Origin of the sequence: Bradyrhizobium erythrophlei (genome assembly GCF_042430365.1) — a bacterium.
In the GTDB taxonomy this organism is placed as follows: Bacteria; Pseudomonadota; Alphaproteobacteria; order Rhizobiales; family Xanthobacteraceae; genus Bradyrhizobium; species Bradyrhizobium erythrophlei.
Window position 1 is genome coordinate 1 of record NZ_JBHMET010000007.1, and the last position, 17,665, is coordinate 17,665.

The following is a 17,665-nucleotide window of genomic DNA, read 5'->3' on the forward strand; positions in this document are numbered from 1 at the left end:
GGGTCCGTCAACGCCGTTTCAAAGGCCGCCGTATCACTCAGCTCTGATTCCGGGTACTAGTGCCCGAGTTCGGCTACGCGCGTGTCGCCGCAATCGTTCGCGCAACGCTCCATGAACATCGATCGTTTCTCGAAGTCGCCGTCGAACGTGGACTGCTCCGGCAGGAAGACGTGCGTTCGGTCATGCTCCGCGCTGCCATTGAGCCGGAACCGACCTCGGGGTGTGGCTGAGGACGATGTAGGTTCTGGGGATTCGGTTCGAATACGTGCCGCTGGGACAGTTCCACCTTCGCGCCGGATCTCGCGCTGACGAGCGCCGCTAGTTGCTCTTCGCTGAGGCCGTCTGTGCCCGCCCGGACATTCGGGAATGTCGAACCAGTGGATCTGGGCGCCGAGTGCTAGGAGAGTTCGGATGGCGGCGGAACTGGAAAAGAAGCTGCGGAGCGGGCAGCGCGGCGGTCACCACTACAGGTTTTGCTCTCATGAGCCGATAGAAGTGTGCGCGGCTGATGCCCAGCAGCTCGGCTGCGCGGCGCTTGTTACCGCCAGACAGCTCCAACGCACTCCGAATTTCCGTTGCAGTTTGAGACTGGATGCGCTGCTTAAGTGGTCTGGGTGCTACTTCCGCGTGCTACTTCCGCGTGCTGCTCCGACGGTGGATCTGCGGACAGCACCATGAGCTGACCGTTACGATGAATCGCGTGAGCACGTTTTCTCGCTCTCGAACATTTTTTGGTCACCGGTATGAGACCAGCGACATCATCTCCTTTCGAGTTAAATTTCTAGTCGCCTACCTTCGATGGGTTCGGCAAACGTGGGTTCAGTGGGCGGCGGCGTAGCCAGTTCGACGGCTTCAAGATCAGGAGGCCGTCGATGTGGACGTCGATCATTCCGATCGTCACGTCCGTCGCCATTCCTGGCGACCGTGGCGGCAGTTTTTGGCGCACGACCGTTTTGTCCGTGCGGAGTTTCGCCCAGCAGCCGCGGTCTGGTACAGGGATTCCAGCCTTGGAACAGCACTTTTTCAGCCACACATCGGAGACGCCCATGCCCTGAGCGATCGTGCGCACCGACTCAGTCCAAACAAGATTGTAAAGCGCCTCACGAGAGATGGTGGTCAAGCCAATCCTCTGCGGTCTGCCTGACTCCACCCTAGCCATTGAGTATTGCGGAGGTGCGACGTCCTCAGGCTGGGCTCAAGCCGCCCAGATTACCTTGAATTCGGCCCCGAGCCCGTTGCAGCTCCGCCAAGCACTTGCCAGTAGTGTGTTGAGTTGGTCTAGCCGCAGCCGATTAACACCCTTCTTCGCAGCTTCTGCCTTCGCGCGCGCATTTTCAGTAACGTGCGGCTGAACAACCACGACGCGTCGGACAAAATTGTCACCGAGCGACTCGATAGCCGATACTAGATCGTCCTTCTTAACCGGCTGTCCGTCTTTCCACCAATAATTGGTCGCCCTCACAGCTTGCGATAGCCCCTTCGCGAGGGCTTGCTTATCAAGCCACTGCAGGTTCTTAACTGCTTGGCCAGTAACAACTTCGTACGCAGCGACCGAGAGGTTGCGACCAGCCTTGTCGCTCTTCGCGCCCTTCACATGAATTAGCGAGAGAACGGGCCTGTGTCCGCCGACATCCAAATGGATGAAGTCGGCCTTCTCGTTGGCGCCGTCATCGCAGGCTAGCCAACCGGTATGTGTATTCTGAACCCAACAAAACAGGCTCTTCTCACGTCCAATTTTGGTGAGATCCTTAGGCTTCTCCTGTTTGACACAGTAACCGGAAAAGTCCTGCGTTTCGTACTCGCGGAAGTCGATCCGCGGCATCCTTATTACATAGACCTGCCTGTCGGATATGCTATGGCCGCTGTCATAGCGGATGTTCACCCCAGCTCCCCTCACAAGCAGAGCTCTGAGCCGGTCGAACGCCTCGTCGTCGAGGCCTGTAGGGACTACATCGCTCGCTTTGAGTTTGACCTTGCCATCGCGGCTAATCGCTACTTTGAGGGTCAGTGCACCAATGGCTTCGCCGTTGATTTCAATAGTTACTATCAAGTCGGCGCCTTTGGCGCTCTCGACTAAGAAATTGGCTGCGAGAATCAGGGCTGCGTCGGCGTTGGTAGTTTCGACATCCTCTTCGCCGTCATCGAGCATGTCTGGCGGTAGGATCGATAGATCATAACCTGATACTACCTTTGAGGGGTCAATTATCTCGGCCGGAACCGCGAGGAATCGAAACGGTTCCGCGTTGGTGGCCTTTGCATCCGAAATGGCATCGACTAGGAGAGCGGTCGACATTGCGAATTCTTTAAGCGACTTCGCTTTGCTGACCCAGGCGCGTGACGCCTTAGGCGATACGCCGATGGTAATCTCGAGTTTCGCGTTCCGAGATCGTGCCGCTGACCAATAGAAGCTTTGGTCATCAAAGGGATCAAGGGAGTAGTCGAGGTCCGGGCCAGCGAGGATTTTGGCGTCTGCTTTGGTGGCACTACGTCTGTGTACCCCCGAAAGCCACAGGGTTTTGGCCTGTCCGTTCTCAAGGAAGGCCGCGGACATTGTGGAGCGCGGTATGGGCGAGAGCCAGCTTAAGGGGATGTCCGGATTACTCTCTGCCAGAAGTGCCAACCGAACTGGTCCTTTCAACTTTGGGTCAGTAAAGTGTAGCGCCAAGTGGCTTTTTCGTAGAACGGCAATTGCCAAGTGGTGCTGTAAATCAACAAAATTACCGTCATCGGTCCACGAAGGATAAACCTCCCTCTTGTACCACAAAGCGCGGATCTGAACGCCAACGAGCCGTTGGCTTGGAAGTAGCGTGAATCCAGATGTTCTATTTTCATCCTCAGCTGCACAAATCAGATTGATGTCCTTAAGGCAGCGCTCGAGCTGTTCGTCTGTAGGAACGCCAGTTGCGTTGGCCAGCGTTAAGGAAATGAACGGCGTGAGGCTCGAGTAAAGTGTGTCGGTCCCGGGGCGAATCTGCTGGCTGCGCTTACTAGGTGGTGTCATCTGATTGCCTTTATCGACCAATGCGTTTTATGAGCAGTCTCGAAGTTCTTTACAGATTGTTGGCCTTTGCTTAACGCTTGTGCCGCGAGCGTCCCATCAGCTGGCGGCAGGACTCGGGATAAAGTCGCCCCCGCTATGAACAATCCCCACATGACCAGCCAACCTCGTTGTCGGTGGTCGGTCGAGGGGGACTAGGCGGATGGTACTGCTTCTTCGCTTCGTCAAGTTTTGCGGTTGAGGGTACTCCATAGAACCACTGATAGTTGCTTATTCCGAGCAGATTTGGAATATGCAAATTCCAATTCGAGGTGAGCCGAAAGCTCGAATCGTAGCCGACGCCTTATTGCCGGAGCGGGACAAAGCGAAGCGTGGCTCCGTTCACCGGATCGTCACAGCGGTGGCCGCCCAAACGAGCAGGGCTGTCGTCTGCCTTCCCGACTGCTGACAACTCGCGCACACTCCGTTGAACAAACGTTCCGGGGAAGTCATGTCTGATACGTCTTTCGATATCGCGCCCATCGCGCACGCGAGGCTAAAATTCCGCCATCTTGAAGAGGCGGCCATCTGCTCCGTCGTCGTGAAGGCGAAGGACGATCTCGTCCGGCGCGAAAGTAGGGGGAGCACTCTCCTCGATGCGCGGGAGGTCTGAAGCGATCAGCGTCATTATGTATTGCGTCTTCTTCGTACTGATCTGCTCACGCACAACCTCCAACAATGCCTGCTTCTTTCGGTCGTCGAGCGCCTCGAAGATGCCGTCGTGATAGACGAAGTGGAAGAACCCTACGTCCTCATACACCTTCAGCAGTGCCAAATCGAAGAGGGCGCAGACCAGCTTTTTGTAGCTTGTCCCTTCTCCCTGGCTGGAGGTCTTGCCGGTTTGGCCGGGGAGACCAAGGCCAATGGTGTAATCGAAGTTGCCATTTGTGTTGACGTAGAAATAGAAGATGCCTTCGTGGTTGAGCACACGTCGGCAATAGCCGTTAAAGACTCGCCGGAAGTTCTCGTAGATGGTCGTAGGTTTCGCGACCATCGCCTTGATTTCATCGACAACTCTACCCCGGTCGCGTTCGCTCTCACGCACCTGCCGTGCAGTGGCGACCACAACATCCAGCTTCTTGCGCTGCTCTTCGAGGTAAACGAGCTGTGCCTTCTGCTCGGACAGCTCTCGTTGCAGCGTCTTGAACTTGTCAAAAGTGTCTGTGCTGCGAAGCACGCGAAGCTGCTCTTCGCGCCGCTGGTCCAGCTCGCTCTTACGAGCCTCCAACTCAAGCCGCTGGCCGTCGAGGGTCGCCCTACGCGTCCGCAGGGCCGCGTTACGCTCTCGCGTAACCTTCTTGTTGAAGTCTACCAGCTCCTCGTACTGCTTCTTCACCTGTCCAGCGAAGAAGATATTGGATTCAGAGAAAATCGTAGAGACCTCATCAAGATCGAAGCGGTCTTTGTGCTCCAGGGCGACATCGATTTGTCGGACGTCATAGCTGATGTTGTAGAGGCGCTCATTGATGTCGGCGATCTCGCCCTCCACCTCGTCCACGAGGTTCTTCATGATGCGTCGCTCTTCAGCGTCGAACTCGAAGGCATCAAGCCGAGCTTCTAGCTCTTCGACCTGCTGGCGGAGGACAGCAATTCTGGCTTGTAGCTTCGGTAGGTCCTCTTCAGCGTATTGCACCTCCGCAGCCTGCTCGGCCTGCCGCTGCTTCAATGAATTTATGGAATCGTCGAGCTCGTACTTGCGTTGAACTGAGGACTCGTTGAATCCAAAGAGATGCGCCACGAACGGCTTCCAATAGGCGTCCTTTCCCATCTGGAATTTTTGGAGCTGCAGCTCGTCGCTGAAGTCGCCCTGGGCCCTCAAGAAATAAGTGATGGCCATGCGGTAGTCGTAGGGCTTGAGAATCTTTAGGTCGAGCCATCCATCCAGCAACTTGATGGCTTCGGCATTGCTCAGCTCCGGGTGATCCCATTGATCGTCCGGCAAATCAACCAGTCGCCTGCCGCCCTCGGCGTGACGTGTCAGGGCAATCTTGTTGGGATTGTCTGCGCCCCGTCTAACAGTGGCAAAGTCACCGGAGTTCAGTCGAATCTCGATGAAGAACTGGAGACCTGAGAACCGATCTTGATGCTTGACGAGGAATTGCTCTGGGGCAGTGCCCTTGAGCATTAAGAACTCGACAAGGTGGAGAAGTGTGGTTTTGCCGAGGTTGTGCGAGTCGCGCTTCTTGTCCTTCGGCTTCTTTACGTCACCGAAAATGACGTTGAGGCGATCTGCGTGTTCGCCAAAATTGAAATCTATCGGATGAAAAAGGTCATCCTTGTTTGAGTAAATGCGACTGATCTGCATGTCAGTTCGTCCTGTACTCAATTACATCGTTTTTCGCGTGGTATTCGATCTTGCCCAGCAGATACAGGAAGCTCAAGGCGGGCAGAAAGGTGACGTCTCCGTCGCTGCCAACCCGGCGGATGACAATGCCGCGAAGTCGCTCGAGTTCGATGACGCCGCGCTTCTTCAGCTCGCGCAGCATTATGGAGGCGATCCTAATCACCGAAACATCAAGGTTGAGGTGTTTCCTAGGCGTGAGCATTGTCGGTCAGTACGGTTGTTGGAAGTTTTTTCGACCCGATGTCACAGTTGGCGTACATGTAATGGAGCATGACGCTTATCATGCGCCGCTTGCCCTTCAGGGCGGTGCGCTTCTTTTGAATTTCCTCGATCAAGAAGGCAAAGACATTATCGAACGTTGTGAACTCAGAGCGGGCCGCCAGGATCTTTTGCTTTAGCTCGTCGGCGCTATCATGATAAAGGGCGGCAACCTGAGTATTGCGGGGATTTTTCAGGAAATGATCGATCCGCGCAAAATGGGGAAAGGAGTTGCTTACGATGATCTGATTGTAGTAGTCGTCCGACACTCCGTTGATTTTGTTCTTCTCTTCTCGCAGTTTGACCTTCTCGAAATCTCTCGCGCTGTTGAAGGCGCTGGTCGTTGATCCATCTGCGTAGTCGTGGACCGCGCCAATCACCTCGATAAGGTCGTCGGGTTCAAAGCGGAACGGGATAGGATCTTTCTGTCGGGAGCCATTCACGGATATGCTGCATCTCATCCAGTGCGGTGTTGAGGCGCTCTACGCCGATGATGTGGGCGCTCTCGATACCGAGTTCCATGAGGCTGGCGATCAGCTTTTCGTCGGCTCCTCCGGTGTAGCGGCGGTTGGTAAAGACCATGTAGTGATCACATAGTCCCTTTTTTGCTAGCCGCTTTATCCTCACGTGCTCCTTCTTCAGGAGGCGCTCGAAGTCCTTATCGGAGCAAGACTTGTCGAATACGGCTACGTGCTTGGCTTGGAGGACAATGTGACCCTCAAGAGGCATGCTGGCGCTGGGAAAGCATTCGGCCTTGCCGTTGAACTTGCCGTCACGACCGCCATCGCGGCCAAGCGCGAATGGCGTGACGCCTTCACCCAGCCACTTGATGCAAATCTTGACCACGAGTTCTTCAAACTCACCCTCGCTCAATTCGTAGAGGCGGTAATCACGACGCATCCAAGAACCTTGTTCCAAATAGACTTACGTGAACAGCAATCTGACGCGATTTTGAGCTCCGGTGCGGCCTACGCGTAATAGGGGGAATCACAACAAATAACCCTCTGGTTGCAATCTTGGCGCAATGTCGCGCCACGGATCAATTGGAAAATAGTGGTGCGGGCGGCCGGACTCGAACCGGCACAGGCCTTGCGGCCCACGGATTGTAAGACTGCTGGCACTGATAGCGCGTGCCGGGCGGGCATGACGCCTTAGCCGGAATCATCGTGCCGAGCAGGGACAAAGTCGCAAGCGCGAAAAACAACTTCTTCATTTCAAACATTCTCCGTGCCCAATACTGGGGGGCGCGACTACGCCTTCTTCTTAAACGTGCTGTCAAGAGCTTGTTCAACCCGTAATGTACGAAACGTACGATCGCGCGGCCAGTAACTCAGCGTGGCGTCGCTTGCAGGGCAATAACCGGTTTAATCGGCTGCCGGATCGCCCGACCGACCTTTAGGGCTGCGAAGCAGTCGCATGGCGTGCTTGCGATGAAATCCCGTGATGACGATGAACTTATCGAAAATCCGCGCTTCTCCGCACGGTTCGACGATCTGTAACGCTCGCTGACAGTCGCCGTCAGTTCCTTGCGCGTCGCCTGCTCAATCGCCCCGTCGTCGCCCCCGACCGCCCGTTTCGCACGGGGAGCAAATTATTTGAGGCAAGGACCCACTATTCAGGAACATTTCTGGCGAGGTAATGCGGGAAGCAACCCCTTGAGCGTTAAATTGTACGATCTCAACTAGGTGAGGGGCCTGACCACGCAAAAGCTCTCCAACGACTAACAAGAATTGCGAGTGTCTCAACTCTTAGACTCACGCCACACGGATCTCGTCAGCCGCGAAAAGCAGGGCGGTTTTGGGCGGCTCCGCCCGTTGGACAGCGCCAACAGAATACTAACGTTTGATGAACGAAAATAGGACCCGGACGCCCATCATGTCGAGCCTCGAACCATTTGGACGGAGCATTGCTTGAACACCGGAGGCCGTTGATGTTTGACGCAGCACTACGAAACGGAGTTGACGCGGCTCAAAGAGATGCAGACCAAAACTCGCGAGAGCGATTTTCTAATCTAAGGTTGTAAGGTTGCAAGAAAAAGGTGCATTGAAAACTACCATACGCGCGTGAATGTATCCGCGCCCTTCAACTTGCTAGGCTTACCGTTCTTATCAACGTAGAACAGCGTCCATGACGTTGGCATTTGAGAGCCGTTAGTTTTTCCGACCCAGCGGGTAAAGGAATTGCATTGAGCAAAAGTAACAACAAAATACAAGCCGGTGGGACCAACAGCTCCCGATGCAGGATAAGGAATGCCCTGGCACGCAAACCCTTGAGCATGATTTGTGAAAATCCCTTGTATTGCTCCGTTATTGGCGGACCAAATAAACAGTTCCGAACCCCGCTCGTTCTTCCAGTATGAGGGAGCAGGAAGCCCCTGCGCCATGGCCTCGCGGGAAAGCAACAAAAGCTGAGCGATCAGAAAAATTCCCAGAAATCTCTTCATACTGGAGTCCCAACAGAGTTCTCTTTAAGGTGGCAACTTAGATCATGTACGCGCCTGCTGCAACGAAGCGGCTTTCTCTATTTCCAGACTTTCTTCGTACGAACCGTACATAAGCTCGTTCGAGGCAACGTTCGCTGCTATTATCTTACGTTCGGCAACGGAATGCGGCGCAACCAAAAGTTTGGGAGACGGCAGTAGATGCCTTTCCATGATCATGACCGTCCCCAACGTTAGCTCACATCCAGTCCTTTCGACGCACGACAAACCACAAGATTTATTCTGTCCCACGCCTCGAGTTCATCCACCGGGTATAAGACGGCTTTGCCAATCTTGACATATGCAGGTCCGATTCGCATCGAGCGCCAATTCCGCAGCGTACCCACTGTGACCTCGCCACGGTATCGCCCAGACACTTCCTCGGGAGTAAGGAATTTGGCGTCCGACATTCGCATTCTCCATCACTCCGCCGCACGACATGTCACGGTCGAAATGGTCGAGATGTTGACACCCGGAATGACGAAAGAAAACGATATTCTAGATGAGCCTGCGTAGCTCCCATCAAACGCGGTCGACGTGGCGCGTCGGCCTTCGTCGATAGTCGCAGGATAGCGTGACGGGGCGTAGTAAAAATACTTGCGCCTCTCGGCCCCAGGTCCACGATGTATCGAAGGCCGCCGGGGCGATCATGGGGGCCCTGCAAGGGAAAGTCGCGCATGAATAAGAAATCCGAATGCGAGCAAGCCATCCGCTCACTCGCTCGCGAATGGCTCGAGACGCTACCGGAGACCGCGCGAGAACATCCAAGCTGGTCGGCGTTCAAGATCTGGCTGGGAGAAAAACACTACTCCCACTACCTCAATTTCCGGTCCGTCGCTGGGGCTGACTACGATGCCGAAGCGTGGTTCGACGACGCGCTAGGCCAGAACTGGCGGCGCTAGGTCGAGTGTCCGTTGCTGTGCGGCCGCGAACAAGGCGATTAATCTCTAGCGCAGAAAAATTCCGCCACGCCGCCATGATGTGAGCAAGTCCCGCAGCGATGCTCGCTGAAGTGAGAGTGCGGACTGGGCTTCCCGACGGGTTGAGGGCTGGAGGAAAGGTCTCCGGCGCCCGTCACGTAGATACCCCGTGACCCAGATTCTGGACGCCGGTAGCGACGACCGTGCCGGTGGCGTGACAACGCCGAGCGCCTAGCACTGATGCTGCCCGGATCGAACTGAGCGGCCTCAAGCACCGTCTGATCGTCGAGCGTGATAGGTTCGACCGGCTTCTCCCATCCTTCGGACGAGCGTGGTCTTGCCGGCCCGCCGCTCCACAAATCGCTCGAACATGCGATTCTTTATTTCAGACAATCGGATCTATTGGCCTCAGCCAATTGGAGGTCAAGTCCACTGATTGGAAGCTGTTGGATCGCGATCTGGAAGCATAGGCGGGGAAAGCCTTCCCCTGCGGCCGAGCCAAGGTCTCGGCCGACCCCTTCTGCGGGGACACCCCGCAACGCCCCGAGAGTAAGAGTGCGGACCGGGACTGCCGTGACGGGTTAAGGGCTGGAGGAGAGGCCTCCGGCACCCGTCGCGGAGACCCGCAATGTCCAGAAAGACCGCCACCGCTCGCCCCGGATCGGATCGGGCGAGCCATGATGAGATCACCGGCAAGATCATCGCCGAGCTGGAGGCTGGCCGTGTGCCGAAGGTTCAGCCTTGGGGAACGGCGGCGGCGAAGGCGCCACTCGCCATGCCGAAGAACGCCGCGAGCGAGCCGATCGACTGGCATCACACCGCCCTGCATGAATTAGGTTTCCTGTTCGATCAATCGCAATAATCGGGTGTTGCGTGTCCCGGCAACAAAAAATTCGATGTAATACAAAGGGTTAGGCGAAAGCCTAACCCTTTAATTTTTCGTAAATGGCCTAGTTCCACGACGCTAAAATGCTCGTGGAGGTGCGCGATGGCTCGGCACGAACTACTAGGCGGATTGGTTCAGATATACCGACGCGGTGAGGGCCGGCACTGGCATTGCTCGGCATCCATCGATGGCCGTGAGTACCGCGCGACCACTGGCGAGGACGATCTCGTCCTCGCCAAGCAAGCGGCGGAAGATTGGTTTTCGGGGAAAATCAAAGGCGGGTCGCTGAGCAACTGCACGATTACGTTCTTTTGCTTGGCAACACTGGTCTTCGCCCTGACGAGGCCAAGAACCTTCAGCATCGCGACGTGACCATCGTGGAGGAGGGGCCTCGCAGCGAGCGGATCCTGGAAATCGAGGTGCGCGGGAAGCGTGGCGTCGGTTACTGCAAGAGCACGCCGATGGCGGTTGTGCCTTATGAGCGGCTGCTCAACCGTCCCAAGTATGTGCCGCAGGGTCGAGCCAAAGAGCGTAACCGTAAGAGGAATCCTCGGTTCGTGCCGCCACCGCAGTTTCCACAGCCGACGGACCACGTGTTTCCGGGCAACCACATCAAGCAATTCATCGGCTGCTTGCGAACAGTTCACGCAAGCTTGATCGCGACGGCAAGCCCCGCACCCCGCACGGCTTACAGCCTGCGCCACACCTATATCTGCATGACGCTGATGGAAGGCGCCGACATCTATCAGATCGCGAAGAACTGCCGCACAGGCGTGGAGATGATCGACAAGTTCTGCACACATCAAGAACACTCAAGCCATAAGTCTCGAAACAGTTATCGCGTCCGGCCAGTTGGTGAGGATCGGCTCTTGACTATCGCATAGGTTGTGAAACGCTGCGACGACGCCTCGATTGAGATTCCCACGCTGCGCCAGCCGGCGCCACTCGAAATTGAAAGGACGAATATGGGGACGCCCCGTGTCTGGAGAGCCGTTGCGCTTGGCCTGAGCATCTTCGCGGGCTTGGTGGCGCTGCTTTGGGGGCAGTCGGCGTCTTCCGAACCGATGCGACGGAGCGGCTACGCCGTAGGCTCCGAGCAGTGTGGAAGCGGGACGTTCGCCTTTCCGCGCATCCAGATCGATATGAAAAGCGGATTCTGCGCCGGCCTCGTCGCCAGTGCGGACGACGGTTTGCAGTTTCCGCGATCGATCGTGCAGGTTCCTGGCCGCGAGCAATTCGTGATCGCCGATATGGGAGGCTGGCAGCACACCGACGGCCGGCTGTTGGTGCTGGATCCGCATGCTGCCGCAGGCAAACGGATCAGGGAAGCCATCACGGGCCTCGAATACCCGTTCGGACTGGCGATCGGCCCCGATAAGAAGGTCTACGCCTCGACCGCCGACACGATCTTCCGTTTCGATCCACTCGCAGCAAACCCGCGCGGCACCATGGAGGTGATCATTCAGGGCCTTCCCGGCCGTCGTCTGACGTTGCCGGACGGCACCAAGGTCACCGAGAGCAGTCATTCGCTCAAGCACTTCGTCTTCGACAGGCTCGGCCGCGTCTTCGTCAATATCGGCTCGCACAGCGACGATTGCATCACGAGACCGCCGATCACCAAGCCCTGTCCTGCGGGAGAGGGGGCCTCGCCACTTGCCGCCATCTGGATGTTTACGCCGCCGGCGGGCGGGATCTTCCCTCCGCTCAAGCCGGGCGATCCCAATCCACCGCGTGAGATCTATGCGCGAGGGCTGCGCAACTCGATGGCGCTCGCCGTCCATCCACGCTTTCCCGATCCGGGATTTGCATTCCTCCAGGGGGAAAACGGCCGCGACCTGCAGGACGTGTTCAAGCCGAACGAGGAGATCAACGCCATCGAGCAGGGCAAGCATTACGGCTGGCCCTACTGCTATGATGTTTCGACGGCGAGCCCCGAATTCAAGGCGGTCCTGCAGGCCGGCCCCTACAAGAATCTTTGCAACAACACGGCTCTTTACAAGCAGCCCCATTCGCTGCTGCCGTCGCATGGCGCGCCGCTTGCCATGCTCTACTACCACGGCCCCAAGTTCGCAGAACTCGAGGGCAAGCTGCTGATCGGGCTCCATGGCTATCGTCCGACAGGCAGTCGCGTGCTGATCTACGACGTCGACGAGCATGGTTTTCCCAAGGTCAGCCCGCCGCCGGTCCGCTATCAGGTGAGCTGCGCCTCCGAGCCAACGCGCGCGTTTCAGACCGACGACGGTCTGGTGAAGGCGGCGTCCTATGAGGAGTTGATCTCGGGCTGGCACCGCGTCAACGGCGCGCGGCCGCGCGGCGCGCCCGTTGGCATGATCGTCGCCAGTGATGGCGCGATCTGGCTGGTCGAAGACAAGAACCAGACTGTCATACGGATCGATCGCACGAAAGGCGATCCGCCGGCTGCACTGCCCTGTGACATGCGCGCCCAGGCCCAGATCGACGAGCTGGTCCGTTTTGTCAAGGAAGATGCGCAGAAGGCCGGCTACCTCGCCTCCGTCCGAGCCAACCTCGTCGAAAAGCACTGCGTTGGCTGTCACGCGGATTTCGGCATCAAGCCGGGCCAGACCGACGCCGAGAAGGACGAGGCCGTCCTGCGCTTCATGCTCGGGCAGGATGGCTGGATGTATCCCGGCGACCCGGATTCCGGCAAGCTGAGGATCCGCTTGCGCGGCATCGGAGCTGAGAAGCTGATGCCGCCCGGCGGCGAAAGCTTGCCCAAGACCGAGCCCGGCTATCTGAGAGTTCTCAACTTTGCCGACTATCTGGTGGGCAAAATGGTTCCCGGCACCCGCATGCGGATCAAGCAGGGCCGGCCGGAACGGCAGTTCTTCAGCAGGGATGGCAGAGTGTGCGGCGAGATCCCGACCACCAAAGTCGTCGTGGTGACGCAAAGCAACGCCACCGGTAAGGCCGGTTTCAGCCGCTTCTACCGGCCGGCCGATCTGTTCCTCAATGGCGAATGCACGGACGCCGATGGCTATTACATCCAGAGCAATTTCCTGGTGCCTCTGCTGTGACATGCTGCTCTTCGCCGCCACGCCGACGGCCGCCGAGCCGCCACTGTTTCAAAGTCGCCAGCTTACACCGGTCGGCGAGTATACGTTCGGCATCGAGGGACCGGCCGTCGACCGCGAAGGCAACCTGTTCGTCGTCAATATCGGCAGGGCCGGCACGATCGGCAAGCTCGCCCCAGGCGCCGCACGATCCGAGAAATTCATCGATCTGCCCGAGGGCAGCGTCGGCAACTCGATCCGGTTCAACCGCGAGGGCACGATGTTCATCGCCGACTACAAGAAGCACAACATCTTCGCGCTCAGGAGGGGCAGCCTCGAGCCGGAGGTCTGGTTTCACTCCGATCAGATGAGCCAGCCCAACGACATGACGATCGCGAGCGACGATACGATCTACGCCAGCGACCCGAACTGGAAGGGGCGCAGCGGCCGGATCTGGCGCATTGCACGCACCGCCGACGGATCGGTGCACGGCGAGGTGATGGAAGCGCCGCGCGCCATGGGCACCACCAATGGTATCGACCTAAGCCCGGACGGAAAAAGGCTTTATGTGAGCGAATCCAACAGCGGCCAGCTCTGGTCCTATGCGATCGGTGGCGGCCGGCTGACCGATGCGAGATTGATCAGGACGTTCGAGCCCGACACGGTGGACGGCCTTCGCACCGACGTCGCCGGCAGGATCTTCGTTGCCCGCATTCTCAGAGGAGCGATCACCATCGTGAGACCGGACGGCGCGGTCGAAAAACAGGTGATACTCGGCGGCAAGGAGCCAACCAACATGGCGTTTGGCGGCAGTGATGGCAAGACCGTCTTTGTCGCCCAGCGACAGGGCGGCTTTATCGAGACGTTCCGCACCGATCAGGAAGGGCGCGAGCATTGCCTGCAAGACGCACAGTGTTAGACGGTCGCAGCTGTCGCCGCGACCGTGCCGGACGAGGAGGGGCGGGGGCCCATGCCAAAAAAACATCGTTACCTATTCGGACGGAACGGGGCAGGCCGGGGGTATCAATTTCGATGAGGTGCGCACCAACGTCTACAAAATCTACCGCGCTTGCCGGGTAGGGCCGGATACGCGGATCGATCCCGCCGAGCAAGTCGCTTTCTATGATCCCGGCCTCGGCTCGGCCGCCGCGGCTCTCCGACGTCGCCATGGGATGGATGGCCGCGGCATCGATCATCCCGGACGGCCTCAAGCACGACAGCAGCGTTCTGAGGCTGTCCTATCACCTTGACGTCGACGTCGGGCCGCTGCGCTCGATCAGCCGCTACCCGAGGTCGAGGTGCCGGGCGTGCAGGGGCACTATCAGGAGGTTCGCGAGGCCGCCGCGCGCGACGGGTTGACGCTGCGTGAGCTTGGAAAGCGATACGGCAGTCGCTACGAGGGCGACTTTGTGGGTACTCCGGACCGCGTCGGCGATGGGCTTGAACGCTGGTTCCGCGAAGGCGCCGCAGACGGCTTTACCATCAGTGCGCCGTATCAGCCCGGTGGCTTCGAGGAGTTCGTGCGGTTGGTCGTTCCCGAACTGCAGAAGCGCGGGGTCTACCGGACGCGATACGAGGGAGCGACCCTGCGCGACAATCTCGGTCCGGCGCGGCCACAGCGTGGCGCCTGGCGGGCGCAAGCGTCCCGGAGCAAGCAAAAGGAGCCGGCATGACCGTCATCGAAGAACGAACCAGCACCGGCCCGGCCCAGGCGGGTGACGACGTCACCACCGTGAGCGCCGCGACCACGCGCACCTATAGCCGCTTCGTTGTCAGTGCGAACGGCAAGCATATTGTGTCCGACACACGTGCGTCGATCGGAGGGCCGGGCGAGGCGATCCAGGCAGGCGGAATTCTTGCTATCCGCGTTGGCTTCATGCGGGCTCGGCCTGATCCAGACGCACGCGAAGAGCCGGGGCGTCGATCTCGGCGAGATCGGCATCGCCGCAACGTTCAAGCGTCATGCGGATGATCCGACACGCTACGAATACATCGCCCTCGCGGTGACGTTTGAAGACCGGATCGGTGAAGATCTCGCGGCCGCCTGCATCGCGCGCTTCACCGGTAATTGCCCGATTTACGACACACTGCGTCGCGGCGGGCCGATTTCCATCGAACGGACGACACGCCGATAGCGGGACCGCGTCGCCCGGCGCGCAGACCCGGTTGCCCGGAGCCACCAATCAAGCCTTCATCTTTCGAGCAGAGCAAGCAGATCGGCACCGGCAAGGCGAACGGCTGACACGTTTCCAGTCGGTACGCGACAAAGCGCAGGCAATAAAGCATCGGCATGCCGGTGCCCGGTCTCAACCGTCGCTGGCAGGCAGCTGACTTACGAGCGCCTTGGCCTCAGATTTGAGGATGTCGATTGCAGATTTGCGGGCCTCTGCATCAAAGCGGGTTCTAATGGCTGAGACCGAAAGCGCGCCGCGCAATTTGCCGCGAACGTCGATTACCGGTACCGCCACGGCCGCGACCTCGGGATCCCGCTCACCGATCGACGCGTAGAAACCGCGCTCCCTTATCTTCTTTCCCTCGGCGGACGCAGGATCGCGGTAAGCGGTTAGAACGCGACCCGCGGCGCCGCGATCAATCGGCAAGCGCTGGCCCTCTTCGAGGTGATGCCGGACCGATCGCGGCGAGTTAACGCGGTAGAGGCAGATGCGTTCGTTGCCGTCGGCAATGTAGAACGAGGCTGTCTCGCCGGTCGCTTCAACCAGGCGATGCAGCGTCGGCCTGATCAGGTCGCCAAGATCGAGGCCGCGGTGATAGAGAGCACCGAGACGCCAGAGCTCTGGCCCCGGGCGGAACAGGCGATCCGCCCCACGCACCAGGAAGCCGTCCGCTTCCAGCGTCGCGGCGAGGCGAAGCACCGTGCTCTTGTAGAGATCGGTCGCCTCGGCGATCTCGGTCAGGGTCATGACGCTGCGCTCCGGGCCGAAGGCCTTGAGGATCGCCAGCGCCCGTGCCACCGCGTCAACGCCCGTCTTGGCCATCTCTCCTCCTAGTTCTGCTACGCAGAACAGATATCTCAGATGTGTTCCAAAGTCTAGAAGATCACCAAATTCTCGGTTCTGGCTGTCAGAATACCGTTGACTCTCGTGCCGCGTGGGGCTACAGGTTGCGGATAACAGAACTAGTTCTATGGAGCGAAACAATGGAAGGGCAGCCGGCACTTGCCGTCGACTTGCGCGACGTGATGATTCGTTTCGGCGAGTTCACCGCCGTCAAAAGCATGGACCTCCAAGTCGGCGAGACCGAGTTCGTTGCGGTGGTCGGGCCGACCGGCTGCGGCAAATCCACCATCCTCAATACCGTCACCGGGCTCTTGAAGCCGGCCGCCGGCGACGTGCGCATCTTTGGCAAGCCGCTCGCGGGCCTCAACGACCAGTCAGGCTACATGCTGCAGCAGGAGGGCCTGCTGCCGTGGAAGACCGCGCAGGACAATGTCGGCCTCGGGCTCGTGTTCCAGGGCAAGTCGGTCGAGGAAGCCCGCGAACAGGCGCTGCCCTGGCTCGCCAAGGTCGGCCTGAGAGGCTTTGAGGAGCGCTATCCGCATCAGCTCTCCGGCGGCCAGCGCAAGCGCGTGGCGATGGCGCAGACCCTGATCATGGAGCCGAAGATCGTCCTCATGGACGAGCCTTTCTCCGCGCTCGATGTTCACACGCGCCGCCTCATGCATCGCATCCTGCTCGACCTGTGGCAGGCGGACCGGCGTTCCCTTGTCTTCATCACCCACGATCTCGATGAAGCGATCACGCTTGCCGACCGCGTTGTCGTGATGTCGGCCGGCCCGGCGAGCCGCATGGTCGGCGATGTCAGTATCACTCTGCCGCGTCCACGCGACGTCTCGGCGCTGCAGACCACCGACGAATTCGTCGCGCTCTATCGTGAAATCTGGTCGCTGCTCGGCGCCGAAGTGGAGAAAAGCTATGCCACGCAGAGGTAAGGTCGTTCTCACCCAGGTCGCGATCGTGCTTGGACTGCTCATGATCTGGGAGGTCGGCGTGTGGGCCGGATTGATCGATCCGTTCTTCTTCCCGGCGCCGTCGACCCTGGTCGCACGCATCGGCGAGTGGATGTCGACCGCGGACTTCTGGACCGATGTCGGCATCACGCTCCTGGAAACCATCTTGTCGTTCGTGGCCGGTATTGCCATCGGCACTGTGCTCGGCATCTGGCTCGGCTTGAGCCCGTTCGCGGCCGAAGTCGTTCAGCCCTTCATCAAGATGTTCAATGCGATCCCGCGCATCCTGCTCGGACCGATCTTCGTGATATGGTTTGGCCTTGGCCTCACCTCGAAAGTCGCGCTCGGCGTGACGCTGGTGTTGTTCGTGGCGTTCTTCAACACCTTCCAGGGCGTGCGCGAGGTCAATCCGGTGGTGCTGGCCAATGCCCGCCTGCTGCGCGCCTCGAAGTCCTCGCTGCTGCGTCACGTCTATCTGCCGTCCGCCACCACCTGGATCCTGTCGAGCTTGCGTGTCGCGGTCGGTATGGCCGTGATGGGCGCGGTGGTCGCCGAATATCTCGGCTCGTCCGCTGGCCTCGGACACCTGATCGCGCAGGCCGAGGGCGTGCTCGATGCCACCGGCGTGTTCGCAGGCATCATCGTGCTGTCCGCCTTCGTCGTCGCCCTCGACGCGCTCGTCGACCGCGCCGAGAGGCGGCTGCTGGTGTGGCGGCCCGCGCCGGCCCACGAAGTCTGATCGAAACATTTTCCCGTCATATGG

At 58.9% G+C, this 17,665-nt stretch carries 19 protein-coding genes and 3 pseudogenes; 11 read left to right on the forward strand and 11 right to left on the reverse strand.

Annotated elements, in window-relative coordinates:
- Positions 1–318 precede the first annotated feature (318 nt).
- The 10 genes and pseudogenes from ACFFWD_RS00645 to ACFFWD_RS00690 form a co-directional block, all read right to left on the reverse strand.
- Positions 319–558 (reverse strand): helix-turn-helix domain-containing protein, encoded by a 240-nt coding sequence (locus tag ACFFWD_RS00645; RefSeq protein ID WP_376960397.1) that lies wholly within the window; start codon positions 556–558, stop codon positions 319–321.
- A gap of 223 nt (positions 559–781) precedes the next feature.
- Positions 782–1,120 carry a hypothetical protein gene (locus tag ACFFWD_RS00650; protein WP_376960399.1) on the reverse strand — a complete coding sequence of 113 codons (339 nt, stop codon included), beginning with the start codon at positions 1,118–1,120 and terminating at the stop codon, positions 782–784.
- 75 nt (positions 1,121–1,195) lie between these two features.
- Positions 1,196–3,022 carry a hypothetical protein gene (locus ACFFWD_RS00655; protein WP_376960400.1) on the reverse strand — a complete coding sequence of 609 codons (1,827 nt, stop codon included), beginning with the start codon at positions 3,020–3,022 and terminating at the stop codon, positions 1,196–1,198.
- Between the two features lie 511 nt (positions 3,023–3,533).
- On the reverse strand, positions 3,534–5,342 hold the full coding sequence (locus ACFFWD_RS00660) for a DUF2326 domain-containing protein (RefSeq protein ID WP_376960402.1): 1,809 nt from the start codon (positions 5,340–5,342) through the stop codon (positions 3,534–3,536).
- Position 5,343: 1 nt separating this feature from the next.
- Complete coding sequence (locus ACFFWD_RS00665) at positions 5,344–5,523, reverse strand: ABC-three component system middle component 8 (RefSeq protein ID WP_376960404.1); 180 nt, start codon at positions 5,521–5,523, stop codon at positions 5,344–5,346.
- A 46-nt stretch (positions 5,524–5,569) separates the two neighbouring features.
- Positions 5,570–6,082 carry an ABC-three component system protein gene (locus ACFFWD_RS00670; protein WP_376960406.1) on the reverse strand — a complete coding sequence of 171 codons (513 nt, stop codon included), beginning with the start codon at positions 6,080–6,082 and terminating at the stop codon, positions 5,570–5,572.
- Positions 6,039–6,539 carry a hypothetical protein gene (locus ACFFWD_RS00675; protein WP_376960408.1) on the reverse strand — a complete coding sequence of 167 codons (501 nt, stop codon included), beginning with the start codon at positions 6,537–6,539 and terminating at the stop codon, positions 6,039–6,041. Before ACFFWD_RS00675 ends, ACFFWD_RS00670 begins: the two co-directional genes overlap by 44 nt.
- A gap of 491 nt (positions 6,540–7,030) precedes the next feature.
- Positions 7,031–7,185: pseudogene (locus tag ACFFWD_RS00680) on the reverse strand (ISNCY family transposase); the annotation flags it as partial.
- Between the two features lie 504 nt (positions 7,186–7,689).
- A complete protein-coding gene (locus tag ACFFWD_RS00685; RefSeq protein WP_376960410.1) occupies positions 7,690–8,082 on the reverse strand; it encodes an avidin/streptavidin family protein in 393 nt (130 codons plus the stop codon).
- Between the two features lie 230 nt (positions 8,083–8,312).
- A complete protein-coding gene (locus ACFFWD_RS00690) occupies positions 8,313–8,528 on the reverse strand; it encodes a helix-turn-helix domain-containing protein (RefSeq protein ID WP_376960412.1) in 216 nt (71 codons plus the stop codon).
- Between the two features lie 267 nt (positions 8,529–8,795).
- On the opposite strand from ACFFWD_RS00690, the gene ACFFWD_RS00695 reads away from it, so the two are divergent.
- From ACFFWD_RS00695 to ACFFWD_RS00735, 9 genes and pseudogenes are all read left to right on the forward strand, one after another.
- A complete protein-coding gene (locus ACFFWD_RS00695) occupies positions 8,796–9,020 on the forward strand; it encodes a hypothetical protein (RefSeq protein WP_376960414.1) in 225 nt (74 codons plus the stop codon).
- Between the two features lie 646 nt (positions 9,021–9,666).
- Positions 9,667–9,834: pseudogene (locus ACFFWD_RS00700) on the forward strand (ArdC-like ssDNA-binding domain-containing protein); the annotation flags it as partial.
- A gap of 192 nt (positions 9,835–10,026) precedes the next feature.
- Positions 10,027–10,296, forward strand: a complete 270-nt coding sequence (locus ACFFWD_RS00705; protein WP_376960416.1) for a hypothetical protein — start codon at positions 10,027–10,029, stop codon at positions 10,294–10,296.
- A complete protein-coding gene (locus tag ACFFWD_RS00710) occupies positions 10,293–10,808 on the forward strand; it encodes a hypothetical protein (protein WP_376960418.1) in 516 nt (171 codons plus the stop codon). The genes ACFFWD_RS00705 and ACFFWD_RS00710 overlap by 4 nt, the downstream gene beginning before the upstream one ends.
- A 180-nt stretch (positions 10,809–10,988) precedes the next feature.
- The gene (locus tag ACFFWD_RS00715; RefSeq protein WP_376960456.1) at positions 10,989–12,959 is read left to right on the forward strand and encodes a PQQ-dependent sugar dehydrogenase; all 1,971 of its coding nucleotides are present in this window, start codon (positions 10,989–10,991) and stop codon (positions 12,957–12,959) included.
- Between the two features lies 1 nt (position 12,960).
- Positions 12,961–13,854 carry an SMP-30/gluconolactonase/LRE family protein gene (locus ACFFWD_RS00720; RefSeq protein ID WP_376960420.1) on the forward strand — a complete coding sequence of 298 codons (894 nt, stop codon included), beginning with the start codon at positions 12,961–12,963 and terminating at the stop codon, positions 13,852–13,854.
- 10 nt (positions 13,855–13,864) lie between these two features.
- A pseudogene (locus ACFFWD_RS00725) lies at positions 13,865–14,089 on the forward strand (phospholipase effector Tle1 domain-containing protein); the annotation flags it as partial.
- Positions 14,090–14,242: 153 nt separating this feature from the next.
- Positions 14,243–14,608 (forward strand): LLM class oxidoreductase, encoded by a 366-nt coding sequence (locus ACFFWD_RS00730; RefSeq protein WP_376960422.1) that lies wholly within the window; start codon positions 14,243–14,245, stop codon positions 14,606–14,608.
- Between the two features lie 135 nt (positions 14,609–14,743).
- A complete protein-coding gene (locus ACFFWD_RS00735; RefSeq protein ID WP_376960424.1) occupies positions 14,744–15,070 on the forward strand; it encodes an OsmC family protein in 327 nt (108 codons plus the stop codon).
- A 171-nt stretch (positions 15,071–15,241) separates the two neighbouring features.
- Here ACFFWD_RS00735 and ACFFWD_RS00740 read toward each other — a convergent pair whose 3' ends face one another.
- Positions 15,242–15,931: an IclR family transcriptional regulator gene (locus ACFFWD_RS00740; RefSeq protein ID WP_376960426.1), complete on the reverse strand. Its 690-nt coding sequence runs from the start codon at positions 15,929–15,931 to the stop codon at positions 15,242–15,244.
- A gap of 161 nt (positions 15,932–16,092) precedes the next feature.
- On the opposite strand from ACFFWD_RS00740, the gene ACFFWD_RS00745 reads away from it, so the two are divergent.
- The gene (locus ACFFWD_RS00745; RefSeq protein WP_376960428.1) at positions 16,093–16,884 is read left to right on the forward strand and encodes an ABC transporter ATP-binding protein; all 792 of its coding nucleotides are present in this window, start codon (positions 16,093–16,095) and stop codon (positions 16,882–16,884) included.
- Positions 16,868–17,641: an ABC transporter permease gene (locus ACFFWD_RS00750; RefSeq protein ID WP_376960429.1), complete on the forward strand. Its 774-nt coding sequence runs from the start codon at positions 16,868–16,870 to the stop codon at positions 17,639–17,641. Before ACFFWD_RS00745 ends, ACFFWD_RS00750 begins: the two co-directional genes overlap by 17 nt.
- Positions 17,642–17,665: the final 24 nt, after the last annotated feature.

Coding starts and splice junctions, on each gene's coding strand:
- ACFFWD_RS00660 (WP_376960402.1), bottom strand. CDS start 5,342: ATGCAGATCAGTCGCATTTACTCAAACAAGGATGACCTTTTTCATCCG.
- ACFFWD_RS00665 (WP_376960404.1), bottom strand. CDS start 5,523: ATGCTGCGCGAGCTGAAGAAGCGCGGCGTCATCGAACTCGAGCGACTT.
- ACFFWD_RS00675 (WP_376960408.1), bottom strand. CDS start 6,539: ATGCGTCGTGATTACCGCCTCTACGAATTGAGCGAGGGTGAGTTTGAA.
- ACFFWD_RS00685 (WP_376960410.1), bottom strand. CDS start 8,082: ATGAAGAGATTTCTGGGAATTTTTCTGATCGCTCAGCTTTTGTTGCTT.
- ACFFWD_RS00690 (WP_376960412.1), bottom strand. CDS start 8,528: ATGTCGGACGCCAAATTCCTTACTCCCGAGGAAGTGTCTGGGCGATAC.
- ACFFWD_RS00695 (WP_376960414.1), top strand. CDS start 8,796: ATGAATAAGAAATCCGAATGCGAGCAAGCCATCCGCTCACTCGCTCGC.
- ACFFWD_RS00705 (WP_376960416.1), top strand. CDS start 10,027: ATGGCTCGGCACGAACTACTAGGCGGATTGGTTCAGATATACCGACGC.
- ACFFWD_RS00715 (WP_376960456.1), top strand. CDS start 10,989: ATGCGACGGAGCGGCTACGCCGTAGGCTCCGAGCAGTGTGGAAGCGGG.
- ACFFWD_RS00720 (WP_376960420.1), top strand. CDS start 12,961: ATGCTGCTCTTCGCCGCCACGCCGACGGCCGCCGAGCCGCCACTGTTT.
- ACFFWD_RS00740 (WP_376960426.1), bottom strand. CDS start 15,931: ATGGCCAAGACGGGCGTTGACGCGGTGGCACGGGCGCTGGCGATCCTC.
- ACFFWD_RS00745 (WP_376960428.1), top strand. CDS start 16,093: ATGGAAGGGCAGCCGGCACTTGCCGTCGACTTGCGCGACGTGATGATT.
- ACFFWD_RS00750 (WP_376960429.1), top strand. CDS start 16,868: ATGCCACGCAGAGGTAAGGTCGTTCTCACCCAGGTCGCGATCGTGCTT.